13 protein-coding genes and 2 pseudogenes are annotated in these 16,209 nt (G+C 72.4%); 9 read left to right on the top strand and 6 right to left on the bottom strand.

The genetic code is table 11. The annotated features are described in order from the left end of the window. Positions 1-15: 15 nt before the first annotated feature. From ACZ4N5_RS16950 to ACZ4N5_RS16935, 4 genes and pseudogenes are all read right to left on the bottom strand, one after another. Entirely contained in the window at positions 16-1,080 is a 1,065-nt protein-coding gene (locus ACZ4N5_RS16950) for an NAD(P)H-dependent flavin oxidoreductase (RefSeq protein ID WP_467757847.1), read from the bottom strand. A 164-nt stretch (positions 1,081-1,244) separates the two neighbouring features. Beyond that, positions 1,245-1,967, bottom strand: a pseudogene (locus ACZ4N5_RS16945) (CoA-transferase subunit beta); the annotation flags it as partial. Continuing rightward, the gene (locus tag ACZ4N5_RS16940) at positions 1,964-2,830 is read right to left on the bottom strand and encodes a CoA transferase subunit A (RefSeq protein ID WP_467757846.1); all 867 of its coding nucleotides are present in this window, start codon (positions 2,828-2,830) and stop codon (positions 1,964-1,966) included. The pseudogene ACZ4N5_RS16945 and the gene ACZ4N5_RS16940, both read right to left, overlap by 4 nt. Beyond that, the gene (locus tag ACZ4N5_RS16935) at positions 2,827-3,579 is read right to left on the bottom strand and encodes an enoyl-CoA hydratase family protein (RefSeq protein ID WP_467757845.1); all 753 of its coding nucleotides are present in this window, start codon (positions 3,577-3,579) and stop codon (positions 2,827-2,829) included. Before ACZ4N5_RS16935 ends, ACZ4N5_RS16940 begins: the two co-directional genes overlap by 4 nt. 121 nt (positions 3,580-3,700) lie before the next feature. Here ACZ4N5_RS16935 and ACZ4N5_RS16930 point away from each other — a divergent pair, with 121 nt between their 5' ends. Then, positions 3,701-4,456, top strand: a complete 756-nt coding sequence (locus tag ACZ4N5_RS16930) for an SDR family oxidoreductase (protein ID WP_467757984.1) — start codon at positions 3,701-3,703, stop codon at positions 4,454-4,456. Then, entirely contained in the window at positions 4,453-5,367 is a 915-nt protein-coding gene (locus ACZ4N5_RS16925; protein WP_467757844.1) for an SDR family oxidoreductase, read from the top strand. Before ACZ4N5_RS16930 ends, ACZ4N5_RS16925 begins: the two co-directional genes overlap by 4 nt. 190 nt (positions 5,368-5,557) lie before the next feature. On the opposite strand, the gene ACZ4N5_RS16920 is transcribed toward ACZ4N5_RS16925, so the two are convergent. Then, positions 5,558-6,304, bottom strand: a complete 747-nt coding sequence (locus tag ACZ4N5_RS16920; protein ID WP_467757843.1) for an ankyrin repeat domain-containing protein — start codon at positions 6,302-6,304, stop codon at positions 5,558-5,560. A gap of 114 nt (positions 6,305-6,418) precedes the next feature. Then, positions 6,419-7,312: a hypothetical protein gene (locus tag ACZ4N5_RS16915; protein ID WP_467757842.1), complete on the bottom strand. Its 894-nt coding sequence runs from the start codon at positions 7,310-7,312 to the stop codon at positions 6,419-6,421. A gap of 222 nt (positions 7,313-7,534) precedes the next feature. On the opposite strand from ACZ4N5_RS16915, the gene ACZ4N5_RS16910 reads away from it, so the two are divergent. The 7 genes and pseudogenes from ACZ4N5_RS16910 to ACZ4N5_RS16880 all read left to right on the top strand — a co-directional run bounded on the left by ACZ4N5_RS16910 (position 7,535) and on the right by ACZ4N5_RS16880 (position 16,056). Continuing rightward, the gene (locus tag ACZ4N5_RS16910) at positions 7,535-8,317 is read left to right on the top strand and encodes a serine protease (protein WP_467757841.1); all 783 of its coding nucleotides are present in this window, start codon (positions 7,535-7,537) and stop codon (positions 8,315-8,317) included. A gap of 353 nt (positions 8,318-8,670) precedes the next feature. Continuing rightward, positions 8,671-9,126 (top strand): GNAT family N-acetyltransferase, encoded by a 456-nt coding sequence (locus ACZ4N5_RS16905; protein WP_467757840.1) that lies wholly within the window; start codon positions 8,671-8,673, stop codon positions 9,124-9,126. A 79-nt stretch (positions 9,127-9,205) separates the two neighbouring features. After that, positions 9,206-9,550, top strand: coding sequence for a chorismate mutase (locus ACZ4N5_RS16900; RefSeq protein ID WP_467757839.1), 345 nt, complete (start codon positions 9,206-9,208; stop codon positions 9,548-9,550). A 193-nt stretch (positions 9,551-9,743) separates the two neighbouring features. Further along, positions 9,744-10,232: pseudogene (locus ACZ4N5_RS16895) on the top strand (response regulator); the annotation flags it as partial. Between the two features lie 309 nt (positions 10,233-10,541). After that, on the top strand, positions 10,542-13,034 hold the full coding sequence (pepN, locus tag ACZ4N5_RS16890) for an aminopeptidase N (protein WP_467757838.1): 2,493 nt from the start codon (positions 10,542-10,544) through the stop codon (positions 13,032-13,034). A 218-nt stretch (positions 13,035-13,252) separates the two neighbouring features. Continuing rightward, on the top strand, positions 13,253-14,614 hold the full coding sequence (locus tag ACZ4N5_RS16885; protein WP_467757837.1) for a pyridoxal phosphate-dependent decarboxylase family protein: 1,362 nt from the start codon (positions 13,253-13,255) through the stop codon (positions 14,612-14,614). Continuing rightward, positions 14,611-16,056, top strand: a complete 1,446-nt coding sequence (locus ACZ4N5_RS16880) for a lysine N(6)-hydroxylase/L-ornithine N(5)-oxygenase family protein (protein WP_467757836.1) — start codon at positions 14,611-14,613, stop codon at positions 16,054-16,056. The genes ACZ4N5_RS16885 and ACZ4N5_RS16880 overlap by 4 nt, the downstream gene beginning before the upstream one ends. The last annotated feature ends 153 nt before the right edge of the window (positions 16,057-16,209 follow it).

Genomic DNA, 16,209 nt, shown 5'->3' with positions numbered 1-16,209 from the left:
CTCGGATCGGTTGAGTCATCCCCGCAGTGAAGCACCCTTCACAGCAAGGGAGTTGAGGGTTTCCCGGGCCTCGGCCATCACCCGTTCGACCAGTTCCGCGCACGACGGGAGATCCTCGATCACCCCCGCGACCTGTCCCGACGCCATCACCCCGAGATCCGTCCGGCCGTCCACCATCGACGCCTTGAGGAGCATCGGGGTGTTGGCGGCGAGCAGGACCTGACTCCACGACAGGTCCCTGCCGTGCTTCATGGCGAGGCCGTCGCGGATCATCCGGGACCAGGACAGGCCGGAGATCCGCCGGAATCCGGCCGCGCGCCGCACGGCCTGGACGAACGCCCTCGTACGGCCCGCACCCTCCAGGGCGTCGACGAGTTCACTGCGCAGCATGCGGTGCGGCAGCCCGTCGACAGCCGTCGTCACGGTGACGTCCTTCACCGTCGCCGCCAGATACCTCGCCTTCACCGCGTCGGGGACGGTCGAGTCGGAGGTCAGCAGGAAACGCGTGCCCATCGCGATGCCCGCCGCCCCGTAAGCCAGCGCCGCCACCAGCCCCCGCCCGTCGTGGAAGCCGCCCGCCGCCACCACCGGGATGTCCACGGCGTCCACCACCTGCGGCAGCAGCACGCTCGTCGCCACCTCCCCGGTGTGGCCGCCGCCCTCGCCGCCCTGCACGATCACCGCGTCGGCGCCCCAGGCGGCCACCTTCTCGGCGTGCCGCCGGGCGCCGACGGACGGCACGACGATCACGCCCGCCTCCTTCAGCCCGGCGATCAGTTCGCGGGAGGGGGCGAGCGCGAACGACGCGACGCGCACGCCCTCGTCGACGATGATCCGCACCCGGTCGCCGGCGTCCCCGGCATCGGCGCGCAGATTCACGCCGAAGGGCCGGTCCGTACGGGACTTGACCTCCCGCACCGCGTCGCGGAGCTGGTCGAGTGTCATCGTCGCGGAGGCCAGGATGCCCAGCGCGCCCGCGTCCGCCGTCGCCGAGACCAGCCGGGGCCCCGCCACCCAGCCCATGCCCGTCTGCACGATGGGATGCCGGACGCCGACGAGCCCGGTCAGCGCGGTCTCCATCAGCGCCCACCCCCACGCGCACCACCGGGGACACCCCGGTCCCGCGGGCCGCCGCCTTCGCCGGCCGTTTCCCGGTCCCGGGCTCCGCCAGGTGTCTCCGGGTTCCGCGCGTCGCTGCCCCCGCCGGGTATTTCCCCGCCCCGGGCGGCACTCCCCGGATCGGGTACCTCCCGGTTCCGCAGGCCCTTCGGGTCGATCACCGTGCGGATCAACTCCAGCTCCTCCGCGGTCGGTTCGCGGGTGAACGGCACCTTGTCCGGGATCGTCAGCTCGAACCCCGTCGCCTCCCCGACCTGCTCGGCGGTGACACCCGGGTGGACGGACACCAGCCGCATCGAGTGGTCCGGCGTCGCGAAGTCGAGGACGGCGAGGTCGGTCACCACCCGGGGGAGGCGATGGAAGCGGGTGGCGCTCGGCCCGGCGGCGGCGGCCCGGTCGTACCCCACCCCGCACACCATGTCGACCCGCTCCACGAAGACGCGCGGGGAATGCTTCGGGATCCAGTAACTGGTCGGATTGTTCAGGGTGTTGACCGGGGCGCCGCGCACGCCCAGCAGCTGGCGCCGGGGCCGGGACCAGTCGCCGACGCAGGAGATGTTCTGGTTGCCGAAGCGGTCGATCTGGCTCGCGCCCATCATCACGTGCCGCCGCCCGCCGGTCACCGCGGTCAGATGTCTGCGGTACGGCAGCCAGCCCTCCGGGGTGCCGTCGAGGCCGACGAGCAGCGCCTCGCCGTCGGTCAGCAGCAGGTCGGGCGAGAAGGTGCGCCGGGCCAGCCGGGCGCCGATGGACGGGATCAGGCCCATGGGACTGGCGAGTACCTCGCCGTTGTCCCGCCAGGCCTCGGCACAGGCGATCACGCAGTACTCGGCTCGGTCGGCGCTCATTGGTCCCCCTCCCTCTGCCAGGCCTGGACGGCGCTCTGATAGGCGTGTTCGCCGCCGCCGAGGAACCGCTCGGCGAACTCGGCGTACGGCGTGGTCGCGTACAGCTTCTGGAATGCCTCGTCCCGCCCGTAGTCCGGGACGCACGAGGTGAAGTGCGCGCCGTTCGGAGTCTCCACCACGCCCGTCACGGACGACCGCTGGACCAGCAGGGTCTGCGGCGCGGCCTCCTTGGTCAGCTCCGCCGTGTCGACGATCCGCTCGCAGGAGACGTACGCCGTGTCCGCGGCCTCGCAGAACAGGTCGTCGAAGTACGGGTCCGGGCCCAGGTACTGGCCGTTGCCCAGGCGGTCCGCGCGGTTCAGGTGGACCAGGGCCGCGTCCAGGCGCAGCGCGGGCATCGCGACGAGCTCCTCCCGTATCCCCGATCCCGGGTCGGGATACGGCGAGGTGACCGTCCGCAGACCCGGGTTGACCCGCATCACGTCCGAGCCGAGACCCGCGCGCACCGGCAGGAACGGCAGCCGGTTCGCCGCCGCGTGCAGCCCCCACATGAACATCGCCTCGTCCACCTCCGTCAGCTCGAACGCGCCGCGCTCGCGGGCCGCGCGGTAATGCGGTTCGAGCGGGACGGAGTCGAGCGTCGCGAACGCGGTGACGAGCGTGCGGATCCGTCCGGCGGCGGCGAGCAGGCCGACGTCCGGGCCGCCGTACGCCACGACGGTGAGATCGGTGATCTCGGTACGGAGCAGTGCTCTCACCAGGGCCATCGGTTTGCGGCGCGAGCCCCAGCCGCCGATGCCGAGGGTCATCCCGCTCTCCAGCCGGCCGACGACGTCCTGCGCCGACATGGTCTTGTCGCTCACCGGGGGGCCTCCTTGCCGAAGGTGTCGCGGACGCGGTCGGCCACTCCGGCGAGATTGGCCTCGAAGGTGAAGCCCTGCTCGAAGCGGTAGCTGCGGCGCACGTCGACGGGGTCGATGCCGTTGATGGCGGCCTTGGCGAGACGGATCAGGTGCCCGTCCTTGGCGGCTATCTCGCGTGCCAGCTCCAGCGCGGCCGCCCGCAGTCCCTCGCGCGGTACGACCCTCCACACCGAGCCGTGCGTGTGCAGCTCGGCCGCGGTCGCCGTGCGCGAGGTGTAGTACAGGGCGCGCATCAGGTGCTGGGGGACGAGCCGGGCCAGATGCGTGGCCGCGCCGAGCGCCCCGCGGTCCAGCTCCGGCAGGCCGAAGGTGGCGTCCTCGCTCGCCACGATCGCGTCCGCGTTCCCCACGAGTCCTATGCCGCCGCCCAGGCAGAAGCCGTGCACCGCCGCGACGACGGGCACCTCGCACTCGTACACCGCCGCGAAGGCCTCGGCGCAGCCGCGGTTGGCGCCGATCAGCGCGCCGTGACCGGAGGTGTCGCGCTGCATCTCCTTGATGTCGACGCCCGCGTTGAAACCGCGTCCCTCGGCTCCGAGGACCACGCAGCGGATCCCGGGGTCGCCGCCCGCCGCGCGCACGGCGTCGGCGAGGTCGAACCAGCCCCGCACCGGCAGTGCGTTCACCGGCGGGAAGTCGACCGTGACGACGGAAATCCCCTTTTCCGGGGACGAGGTGGAGACACCCATGGGCGCATCAGCTACCTTTCCACCAAACGTTTGTTAGGTGTGATGCGAAGCTAGCAGCGATCGCGGCCGTGCGGGAGGCCCTGTGGACAACGTGGACACCGAGGACCGCGAAGGCGCCGCCGTGGACCTCGGCGGCCGGACCGTCGTCGTCACCGGCGGCACCAGAGGAGTCGGGGCGGGCATCGCACAGGCCTTCGCGCGGGCCGGCGCACACGTCGTGGTCTGCGCCCGCCGGCCACCCGAAGTCCCCCTCGAGGACGCCGACTTCGTCCCCGTCGACCTGCGCGACCCGGCCGCGGTGCGGGCCTTCTTCGACGCCCTGCCCCGGCTCGACGTCCTGGTCAACAACGCGGGCGGCGCCCCCTACCGGCCGCTGGCCGAGGCGGACGCCGAGCGGCATGCCCGGGTGATCGAGCTCAACCTCACCGCCCCGCTCACCGCGTCGATCGCCGCGTACGAGCACCTCCGGCGGGCCCGGGGCTCCATCGTGATGATCGGCAGCGTCAGCGGGTCGCGCCCCTCGCCCGGTTCCGCGGCCTACGGCGCGGCCAAGGCGGGACTGGAGAACCTGGCCCGTTCGATGGCCGTCGAGTGGGCGCCCCGGATCCGGGTCAACACCCTGGTCGTCGGCATGGTCCGCACCGAACTCGCCCATCTGCACTACGGCGGCGAGGACGGCATCGCCGCCGTCGCCCGCACCGTCCCGCTGGGCCGCCTCGCCCGGCCGTCCGACGTCGGCGCCGCAGCCGTCTTCCTCGCCTCGGACGCCGCCGCCTACATCAGCGGTGCCTCGATCCTCGTCCACGGAGGCGGGGAGAGGCCCGCCTTCCTCGACGCCGCCACCGCCAACAAGGACCAGCAGGGAGAAGCGGTATGAGCGCACGATTGCTGTGTGAGGGGCGGGTCGTGATCGTCACGGGCGCGGGCCGCGGGCTCGGCAGGGCGCACGCGCTGGCGTATGCCGCCGAGGGCGCCCGGCTCGTCGTGAACGACCTCGGCGTCGGTCTCGACGGCACCCCCGGACCGGACAGCCCGGCCCGGCAGGTGGCCGAGGAGATCCGGGCGGCGGGCGGCGAAGCGGTGGCCCACGGCGGCGACATCGCCACGACCGAGGGCGCCGAGTCCCTCCTCCGCACCGCCCTGAAGACGTACGGGCGTCTCGACACGCTCGTCAACAACGCCGGGTTCCTGCGCGACCGGATGCTGGTCAACCTCGACGAGTACGACTGGGACGCCGTGATGCGGGTCCATCTGAAGGGGCACTTCCTGCCGCTCAGGCAGGCGGCGGCGCACTGGCGGGCGGAGGCGAAGGCGGGCCGCGCGCCCGACGCCCGTGTCGTCAACACCAGCAGCGGAGCGGGCCTGCTGGGGTCGGTCGGGCAGGGCAACTACAGCGCAGCCAAGGCCGGCATCGTCGCCCTGACGCTGGTCGCGGCCGCCGAGATGGGACGGTACGGCGTCCACGTCAACGCCATCGCCCCGGCCGCCCGCACCCGGATGACCGAGCGGACCTTCGCCGACACCATGTCCGCCCCGGGCAGTGGCTTCGACGCCATGGCCCCCGGCAATGTCTCGCCGCTGGTCGTCTGGCTCGGATCGGCCGCGAGCGCCGGGGTCACCGGCCGCGTCTTCGAGACCGAGGGCGGCCGGATCACCGTGATGGAGGGCTGGCGACCGGGCCCGAGCGCCGACAACGGAGCCAGGTGGACCCCGGCGGAGGCCGGCGAAACGGCCAGGAAACTCCTGACGGCGGCACAGACTCCGGGGGCGGTGTACGGCGCACGGTAGGAGGCCCGTCGTTGTCCCGCCCCGTTGTCCCCGCCGGCCCCGCGGCGGAGGCTCCCCGGGGGCGGCACCCCAGGGGGCGAAGACGGGGACGTCGGGTCGGCCGACGGCGCTCGGCGGGGACCAGGCGGCGTCCCGTCCACGTCCGGGAGCCGGCGTGCGCGAAGCCGTGCCGGCCCGGAACACCCGGCGTTCAGCGTCCGGGGCGTGTCGTGCTCGCCTTCAGCAGGGTGGTGATCTCCGCGTGGCCGGTCTGGAGGTCGTCTCCGGCGAAGGGCCGTCCCCGGGCGTCCAGGAGCTGGACCTCGATGGTCATGCCCTCGGGCGACGGGTGGCGGTGGGTGACCGAGGGGTGGCCGGGGCCGTGCGTGCGGGCCAGACTCCCCTTGAGTTCGACCTCGATGCCCACGCCGAGCAGGCGGCGGGCCTCCGCCAGCGCCTCGCCCCGCGCGCCCGCCCCGTGCGCGAGCAGAGCCCGTACGCAGCCGACGGAGCCCCGGTGCGCGGCCGTCACCAGCGGGGGCTCGCCCGCCGGGCCGGGCCGGTCGGGGTCCGCGCCCGCCATGAGGAGCGCCTCCGCCACGGCGGTGTGCCCCCGCCGCAGCGCCCAGGTCAGTGCGGTGAAACCGAACGCCTCCACGGTGTCCGGGTTCGCCCCGGCCGCGAGCAGGGCGCGGACCACCTCCGTGTGACCACCGCAGGCCGCGCCGCACAGCGGAGCGTCCGTGCCCAGGCTGAGGCGGTCGGGCTCGGCGCCACCGGCCAGCAGCAGCCGCACGATGCCGGGCCGGTCGCTCACCGCCGCCAGGTACAGGGCGCTCTGGCCGTCCTCGTCGACCGCCTCGACGCTCACTCCCGCGCGCAGCAGCCGTACGACCGCGTCCTCGTCCCCCTCGTACAGGGCGGGGAAGAGTCGTGCGGTCGGGTCGTTCGCGCTCATCCTTCGACCCTCGCTCGCCACGGACCCGCGAGGCAAAGACTTTTGGGGTGTTCTGCCTCACCCGCACATCGCGGGTGTCAGCCCTTCCGCCCCGAAGCGCCCGAGGCTCGTCCGTTACGTGTCGCACTCCAGGACCGTCCGGCACAGCGCGCACCGTGCCCGCACCCGGCCGCGTACCGGCACCCTGATGCGCTGGTGGCAGGTCGGGCACGGGAAGGACACACGCAGCGGGCCGCGGTCGTCGGGCGCGAAGGCGTAGGGGACACCGGAGTGGTCGGGGGTGTGGTGGTCCTGGGCGCGGCGGCGGTCCCTGGCATAGCGGCGGCGGCCCGCCCAGCCCGCCGCGGTCAGCGGGGGCTGCTGCTCGTCGCGGCGGGCCAGCGTCATGCCCTTCGTGTACGCGGTGTACGCCTGCGGGCTGGTGAACCACACCGAGGGGTCCTCGCCGAAGACCAGGGCACGCTTGGCGAGGACGTAACCGAACTCCTCCGGGGTCAGATACCCGAGCTTCTGCGAGGACGCGGAGTCCTCGCGGTAGGCGTCGAGGAGGAGCCAGCCCGCGCCGAGGTAGGTGGCGGCCGTGTCGGTGAGGATCTCGTTGTCGCGGGTGCCGGGGAACGCGAGATCGAGGCGGTGCAGATAGACGTGCATCACCTCGTGGGCGAGGGCGGCGCCGATGTCCCTGCGGTGGGTGCGGAAGCGGTCGTTGAGCTCGATGAAGTACTCGGGCCCCGCGGCGAGTTCGACGTGCGCCGCGTGAGTCATCTCGCGGAAGCCGACGATCATACGGGCGTCCGGCAGCCGGTAGTGCCGCACCATCTCGCGGGCCACGCGCTGGGCGCCCAGATGCAGGTCGTCGACGTCGGCGAAGGCCACGTCGGCGGGGGCGACGCTGGTCGCGAAGGTGTGGATGGTGTCGTACGAGAGCCGCTTGTAGAGCGCGGTGATCGCCGCCCGCACCGTCTCCAGATGCGGGTAGCCGTGCTCGACGGGTCCGCCGTTCGCCACGCCCGCACCCCCAGAAGACGCCGGAACTCCTCTCCACTGTAAGCGGGGTTCCGCCCGGTGGCGGGGGGCGCGGTGGCGGGTCGGGGCGGCGGCTGGCCGGAATGCGGTTCTTGCCCGGTTCGGCGGCCGGTCCCCATAATCCGCACCAGCTTGGCAGGAGCATGCCATAGGCCGTTTCCTGTGCGCCTGCCCAGCGGACAACCCCCCACGAAAGGAAGCACGTTGAAGTCTCTCAAGAAGCTCGGCGTCATCAGAAGACTGCTCGCCGTCGCCGCGGTCGTACTCGCCGCCGTGTCCCTCCAGCCGCTGTCCGCACACGCCGCACCCGCACCCGTCGTCGGCGGAACACGTGCCGCGCAGGGCGAGTTCCCGTTCATGGTCCGCCTCTCCATGGGCTGCGGCGGCGCCCTCTACACCAAGAGCATCGTCCTGACCGCCGCGCACTGCGTGAACGGCTCCGGCACCAACACCTCCATCACCGCCACCGCGGGCGTCGTGGACCTGCAGAGCAGCAGCGCCGTCAAGGTCAAGTCGACCAAGTTGCTCCAGGCCCCCGGCTACACCGGCAAGGGCAAGGACTGGGCCCTCATCAAACTCGCCAAGCCCATCGAGCAGCCCACCCTGAAGATCGCCACCAACACCGCCTACAACAACGGCGACTTCACCGTCGCCGGCTGGGGTGCCACCCGCGAGGGCGGCGGGCAGCAGCGCTACCTGCTCAAGGCCACCGTCCCCTTCGTCGACGACGCCACCTGTCAGCAGGCGTACGGCAGCGACCTCGTCCCCAGTGACGAGATCTGCGCCGGATTCGTCGCCCAGGGCGGCGTCGACACCTGCCAGGGCGACTCCGGCGGACCCATGTTCCGCAAGGACGACACGGGCGCCTACATCCAGGTCGGGATCGTCAGCTGGGGCCAGGGCTGCGCGGAGCCCGGATACCCCGGCGTGTACAGCGAGGTCTCGACCTTCGCCGCCGACATAGCCAGGGCGGCCGCCGGCCTCTGACCTTGCCGGCCGCACCAGCACCAGCACCAGCAGCACCAGCAGCACCAGCATCAGCGGCGCCCGCGACCCCGGTCGCGGGCGACCGCCGCGGCACCCGCGCGGCGCCGCGGCAGGAGGGCGTGGACGGCCCATGCGGAGCCCGCGAGACCCGTGGGGAGCGGAGGACCCGCGCCGAGCGCGCGGACGGCCTACGGGAGCCTATGGGGGCGTGCGACGGCCCGCAGGGAGCACACGGGGGGCGTGCAGGCGTCCGCGGGGAACGCGCGGGGAGCGTGCGGCCCGGATGCGGGAGCCCGGGGCGGGCGCGGAAACGCACTCGTCACCCACGCCCCGGCGTTGGCATACTCACCGCCATGACCAGCCGACACCACCCGCCCGTCACCGCGTCGTTGCTGATCGGCGCCAAGGACGACGCCCTGCAACAGCGGCTCGACGACGAACTCACCGCCTTCAACGCGAAGGCGACCGGTGCCGGAGACCCCGAGCCGGTCTCGGTCCGGGTCACCGACGCCGACGGGGAACTCGTCGGCGGGCTCACCGCCTGGGTATGGGGCAGCTGCTGCGCCGTCGACATGCTCTGGGTACGGGCCGACCAGCGCCACGCGGGCTGGGGCACCAAACTGCTCCTTGCCGCCGAGGAGGAGAGCGTCCGGCGCGGCTGCACCGAGATGATCGTCTCCTCGTTCACCTTCCAGGCCCCCGACTTCTACCGCGGGCACGGCTACCGCGAGACCGGCCGCACGGACGGCATCCCGGGCGGTCACCAGGACGTGCACTTCCACAAGGTGCTCACCGGCCCACAGCCGTAAGAACTTGCCCTTCGGCGCGGTCCCGCCGGACGGAGCCGCCCATGATCGGACCCCCGCGGGCCACGTAGGGTTGGACGTCATGAGCACCAGCAAGCCCCAGGAAGTCGATCGCGCCGTCAGCACGGAACTCGCCCGGCTGCGCGACAGCATCGACAACATCGACGCGGCCGTCGTGCACATGCTCGCCGAGCGCTTCAAATGCACCCAGCAGGTCGGCCACCTCAAAGCCGCCCACCAGCTGCCGCCCGCGGACCCCTCCCGCGAGGCCCACCAGATCGCCCGGCTCCGCCGCCTCGCCGAGAGCGCCAAGCTGGATCCGGCCTTCGCCGAAAAACTGCTGAATTTCATCATTGCCGAGGTCATCCGGCACCACGAGCGCATCGCGGACGACGCGGGAACCGCCACGGCCGACCCGGGGGAGTGACACCGGGGGCCCACAGCGGGCATCCTGCGCTGTGCACTCCCGCACACTTCCTGCCCAACACACACCGTCCGTGGGCGCCGTCGAGCACGCCACGCCCGTCCTCGTCGGCGAGCACTTCCGTCACCACCACGGGCCCGCGTCGTGCGTCCGTACGGGCATAAGCTGGTATGCCCAAACGAGGGGACGTCGGGCCATGCCGTCGGATGCCAAGATCCTCATCGTCGACGACCACGAGGGCACCCTGTACGCCCTGGAGAGCGCCCTGGCCCCGCTCGGCTACCGGGTCGTGCGGGCCACGGGCGGCGACGAGGCGCTCAAGGAAGTCCTGCGCGGCCAGGTCGCCCTGCTCCTCCTCGACGTGCGCATGCCCGGCGTCAGCGGCCTCGACGTCGTCCGCTACATGCGGCGCCTGGAGCAGACCCAGCACATCCCCGTCATCCTGCTCACCGGCTTCGGCCCGGACGCCGGACTCACCGCCACCGCCTTCGCCCTCGGCGTCGCCGACCTCCTCATGAAACCGGTCGACCCCTGGGTCCTGCGCACCAAGGTCCGCTACCTCTACGAAGCCCAGCGCCGCCACCAGGCCCTCGAAGCGGAACTGCGCGAACTGCGCGCCCTCGTCAAGGGACACGCCCCCGACCCGGCCCTCGCGCACCCCGACGGACGCATCCCCGGCCGGCGCAGGCCCGAGCAGGACCCGCACCCGCCGCGGGAGGACCCGCACGAGCCGGGAGAGGACCGACCGGAGTCCGGGAAGGATCCGCGCGGGCCCCACGAGCCCAACAAGCCCCATGAGCCCAACGGGAACCACGAGCCCCACGAGCCCAACGGGAACCGGCACCCCGCGCCCGACGACCGGCACGCCTCGCGGGACAGCGGCCGGCTGGAACAGGGCCGCACACCGTAACCGCAGCCCGTGACCGGGAGGCGACAAAACGCACATGCCGGACCACCCCTGTGTCCTGCCTGCGGCATCGGGCAGCATGTTCCCATGTCCGTACTGACGCGCGACGAAGCGCAGACCCGTGCCAAGCTCCTCGACGTCCACCACTACGGGATCGAACTCGATCTGACCGGAGGGGACGAGACCTTCGACTCCCTGACCGTCATCCGGTTCACCACCCGCACCGCCGCGGACACCTTCGTCGAGCTGAAGCCCGCCGAACTGCGCTCCGTCACCCTCGACGGCCGGCCCCTCGACCCCGAGACCCTCGACGAGAACCGGCTGCCCCTCAAGGGCCTCACCGCCGGCGAACACGAACTGCGCGTCGACGCGAGCATGCGCTACTCCCGCACCGGGGAGGGCATGCACCGCTTCACCGACCCCACCGACGGCGAGACCTACCTCTACACCCAGCTGTTCATGGAAGACGTCCAGCGCGTCTTCGCCGCCTTCGACCAGCCCGACCTCAAGTCCGTCTTCGAACTCTCCGTCACCGCCCCCGAAGGCTGGACCGTCCTTGCCAACGGCATCACCGAACACCTCGGCGACGGCCACTGGAAAGCCGCCCCCACCCCCCTCGTCTCCACCTACCTCGTCGCCGTCGCCGCCGGCCCCTGGCACTCCGTACGCACCGAGCACCGCGGCCTCCCCTTCGGCCTCCACTGCCGCCGCTCCCTCGCCCCGTACCTGGACGCCGACGCCGAAGAGATCCTCGACATCACCCGCGCCTGCTTCGACCGCTACCACGAGAAGTTCGACGAGCCCTACCCCTTCGACTCCTACGACCAGGCGTTCGTCCCCGAATTCAACGCCGGCGCCATGGAGAACCCCGGACTCGTCACCTTCCGCGACGAGTTCATCTACCGCTCCGCCGTCACCGACACCGAGCGGCAGACCCGCGCCATGGTCATCGCCCACGAGATGGCCCACATGTGGTTCGGCGACCTCGTCACCCTGCGCTGGTGGGACGACATCTGGCTCAACGAGTCCTTCGCCGAGTACATGGGCTACCAGACCCTCACCGAAGCCACCCGCTTCACCGACACCTGGGTCGACTTCGGAGTCGCCCGCAAGTCCTGGGGCTACGACGCCGACCAGCGCCCCTCCACCCACCCCGTCGCCCCCGACCCGGACGCCGTCCCCGACACCGCGTCCGCCATGCTCAACTTCGACGGCATCTCCTACGCCAAGGGCGCCTCCGCACTGCGCCAACTCGTGGCCTGGCTCGGCGAGAAGGACTTCCTCGCCGGCATCAACACCCACTTCGCCCGCCACAAGTTCGCCAACGCCACCCTCGCCGACTTCATCGACAACCTCGCCTCCGCCACCGAACGCGACGTCCACGCCTGGGCCGACGCCTGGCTGCGCACCACCGGCGTCGACACCCTCCGGCCCGAGATCACCGAAGCCGACGGCCAGTGGCACCTCACCGTCGACCACCAGGGCAGCCGCCCCCACCGCATCGCCGTCGGCGCCTACGACACCGTCCCCGGCGAGGACAACCGGCTGATCCTGCGCGACCGCTTCGAACTCGACGTCCCCCAGGGCGACTCCGCCGGGCCCCGCCCCGGCCGCCGCCCCGACCTGCTCCTCCTCAACGACGGCGACCTCACCTACGCCAAGGTCCGCTTCGACCCCAAGTCCTTCAAGACCGTACGAGCCGCCCTCTCCGGCCTCCCCGACCCCCTCACCAGGGCCGTCGTCTGGAACGCCCTCCGCGACGCCGTACGCGACGGCGAACTGCCCGCCACGGCCTACATCGAGGCCGCCCGCACCCACCTGCCGCACGAGACCGACCTCGCCCTCGTCCAGGGCATCCTGTCCTTCGCGACCGCCCACGTCGCCGACCGCTACCTGCGCCCCGAGCAGCGGCCCGCAGCCCTCGCCACCCTCACCGACCTGTGCCGCGACCTCATCCGCCGCACCGAGGACGGCTCCCACCCCGGCCTGCGCCTCACCGCCGTACGCCACCTCATCGACGTCGCCGCCCACCCCGACACCATCAGCGCCTGGTTCTCCGAGGGCACCGTCCCCGGCGGCCCCGAACTCGACCCCGAACTGCGCTGGCGCATCCTCGGCCGACTCTCCGTCCTCGGCGCCGTCGACGACGCGGTGATCGACGCCGAACTCGTCCAGGACCCCAGCGCCACCGGCCAGGAAGGCGCCGCCCGCTGCCGCGCCGCCCTGCCCGACCCGCAGGCCAAACGCGCCGCCTGGGACGCGATGTTCGCCACCGACGACCTCTCCAACTACCTGTTCACCGCCACCGCCCAGGGCTTCTGGCAGCCCGAACAGACCGACCTCGTCCGCGAGTACGTCGAGCGCTACTGGCCCGACGCCGTGGCCGTCGCCGGACGGCGCGGCCCCGCCATGGCCGAAGCCGCCGGCCGCTGGGCCTTCCCCGCCGGCGCCGTCGCCCCCGAGACCCTCGCCCTCGGCGAGACCTGCCTCCGCGACGCCGACCCCATCCCGGCCCTGCGCCGCAAACTCACCGACCAACTCGACGACCTCGCACGGGCGTTGCGGGTGAGGCAGGCCTAGACACCCCCAGACACCAGGACTCGAACCCGAACGCCGGACGGCTGCCCCGCAGCCCTCCGGCGTTCGACGCACCCGGCCGCCTGCCGACCCCCTCCCACACATTTCCTCCGTACGGCAGTACCCCCGCCGGGACCGAATCGTTCTTCTTGGCGGGCGCACCTGCCCAAAACGCGTACACGCCGGGAAAGACCCCGCCGCGCGTCCACCGGAGGACACCCATGAGCACGCCGCCCCTCGCCTCAGGACCCGAAGGCCCCGACGCACTACGGCCGTTGCTCGACACCGTCCTCCACGCACTCGCCGAAGGCACCGCCGCACGCGGAGGCCCCCTCCCCGCCGGAGGACCCGAACACGTCGCCAGGCGCCTGCGCGCCGCCCTCGGCGACCCCCTGCCCCACCACGGCAGCGACGACGCCCTGCACACCCTCGTCCGCGCCCTCGCCGAAGGCGCCGCCGACCCCGCCGACCCCCTGTGCACCGCCCACCTGCACTGCCCACCCCTCGCCGTCGCCACCGCCGCCGACCTCGCCGCCTCCGCCCTCAACCCCTCCCTCGACTCCTGGGACCAGGCCCCCGCCGCCTCCGAACTCGAAACACTCCTCACCCAGGCCCTCGCCCACCAGGTCTACGGCACCCGGGGCGACGCCCTCATCACCACCGGCGGCACCGAGTCCAACCAACTCGCCCTCCTCCTCGCCCGCGAGACCCACAACGGCGTCCAACTCGTCTGCGGGGCGAACGCCCACCACTCCCTCCACCGCGCCACCTGGCTCCTCGGCCTCCCCGAACCCGTCGTCGTCCCCGCGGACGCCGGCACCCTCGACCCCGCCGCCCTCGACAGCGCCCTCACCGACCTGCGCGGCCCCCTCCTCGTCGCCGCCACCGCCGGCACCACCGACGCCGGACTCATCGACCCACTGCCCGACATCGCCGAACTCTGCGCCACCCACGGCGCCCGCCTCCACATCGACGCCGCCTACGGCGGAGGCCTCCTCTTCAGCGACCGGCACCGCACCAAACTCGACGGACTCGCCCGCGCCGACACCGTCACCCTCGACCTGCACAAACTCGGCTGGCAGCCCGCAGCCGCCGGACTCCTCGCCGTACGCGACCCCGCCGACCTCACCCCACTCGGACACCGAGCCGACTACCTCAACGCCGACGACGACACCGAAGCAGGCCTCCCCGACCTGCTCGGCCGCTCCCTGCGCACCACCCGCCGCCCCGACATCCTCAAAATCGCCGTCACCCTCAAAACCCTCGGACGGCACGGCATCGGCGAACTCGTCGACCAGGTCTGCGCCCACGCCCAAGAACTCGCCGACCTCATCACCGCCCACCCCGGCTTCGAGCTCTACGACCGACCGGCCATCAGCACCGTCCTGTTCCGGCCCACCGGCGCCACCGACGACACCGTCGCCGCCGTACGCCGCACCCTCCTGAACGAAGGACGCGCCGTCCTCGGCCGCGCCACCCTCGACGGCCGCCGCTGGCTCAAAGCCACCCTCCTCAACCCCCACACCCGGCCGGGCGACCTGGCCGTGCTCCTGAAACTGGTGGAAGGACACACCCCCCGATGAGCCCGACGCCCCACCCCCAGCGACCCGCCGCCGAAACACCCCGCGACCTGGTGGGCATCGGCATCGGCCCCTTCAACCTCTCCCTCGCCGCCCTCGCCCACCCCCTCACCGAACTCGACACCGTCTTCTACGAACAACGCTCCGGCTTCGACTGGCACCCCGGCCTCCTCATCGACGGCGCCACCCTCCAAGTGCCCTTCCTCGCCGACCTCGTGACCCTCGCCGACCCCACCAGCCCCTGGTCCTTCCTCAACCACCTCAAGGCCCGCGACCGCCTCTTCCCCTTCTACTTCGCCGAGCGCTTCCACATCCAGCGCGCCGAATACGACGCCTACTGCCGCTGGGTCGCCGACAACCTCCCCGGACTCCGCTTCGCCCACCAGGTCGACGCCGTCCGCTGGAACCCCGAACACGACCTCTTCGAAGTCGACTTCACCAAGCTCGACGCCAACGGCGAAGCACAGGCCCTGGGCCGCACCCACACCCGCAACATCGTCCTCGGCGTCGGCACCGCCCCCCACATCCCCGAACCACTCAAACCACTCGTCGAAGCACCCGGCGTGCCCGTCATCCACGCCGCCGACTACCTCAAACACCGCGACCAGTTCCTCACCGCCGACCACATCACCGTCATCGGCGCCGGCCAGTCCGGCGCCGAAGTCTTCCTCGACCTCCTGCGCAACCGCCCCACCGGAAAAGAAAAGATCCACTGGCTCGCCCGCACCGAAGCGTTCGCACCCATGGAGTACTCCAAACTCGGCCTCGAACACTTCACCCCCGACTACACCCGCTACTTCCACGCCCTCACCGAACCCGTCCGCGACCGGCTCGTCGCCGCCCAATGGCAACTCCACAAAGGCATCGACGCCGACACCATCGCCGCCATCCACGACGAGCTCTACCGCCGCACCCTGCACGGCGGCTGGCCCGACGCCGTCCTCACCCCGGCCGTCACCGTCCGCACCGCCGGACGCATCGCCACCACCAAGATCGAACTCCACCTGGAACACGGCCAGCAGGGCACCCGCTCCCGCCTCACCACCAACGCCGTCGTCCTCGCCACCGGCTACCGCGAACGCCCCATCGCCCCACTCCTCGCCGGACTCGACCCCTACCTGCGCCGCGACAACGCCGAACGCCCCGGCATCGACAACCAGTTCCGCCTGATCCTCGACCCCGCCGTCACCGGCCGCGTCTACGTCCAGAACGCCGAACTCCACACCCACGGCGTCGGCGCCCCCGACCTCGGCCTCGCCGCCTGGCGCAGCGCCACCATCCTCAACTCCCTCACCGGCAAGGACCCCTACCCCCTCCCCGGCCGAACCGCCTTCACCACCTTCGGCCTCGAACAGACCCCCCGCATCCCGAACGCCCGCCAGGGCCGGGAAACCCGGACCCTCACCCCCCTCGTTCCCCTGATCCCCCTGGTCGAAGGAAGATGAAGAACCGGCGGGAGACGGCGGAGACGCCGGCCCGAACGCCCCCGGACCCAGCGGGCAGGCACGCCTGCAGACCCAGCAGGCGCACCCCGCCCGCAGACCCGGCCGCTCGCACACCCGTGAGGCCGAATCCGCAGGCCCGAACGGCAACGGCGC

The sequence above is a fragment of the Streptomyces sp. NPDC026500 genome (assembly GCF_055567635.1).
The sequence above is the reverse complement of the archived record's forward strand: the minus strand, read 5'-3'. Positions and strand labels throughout refer to the sequence as shown.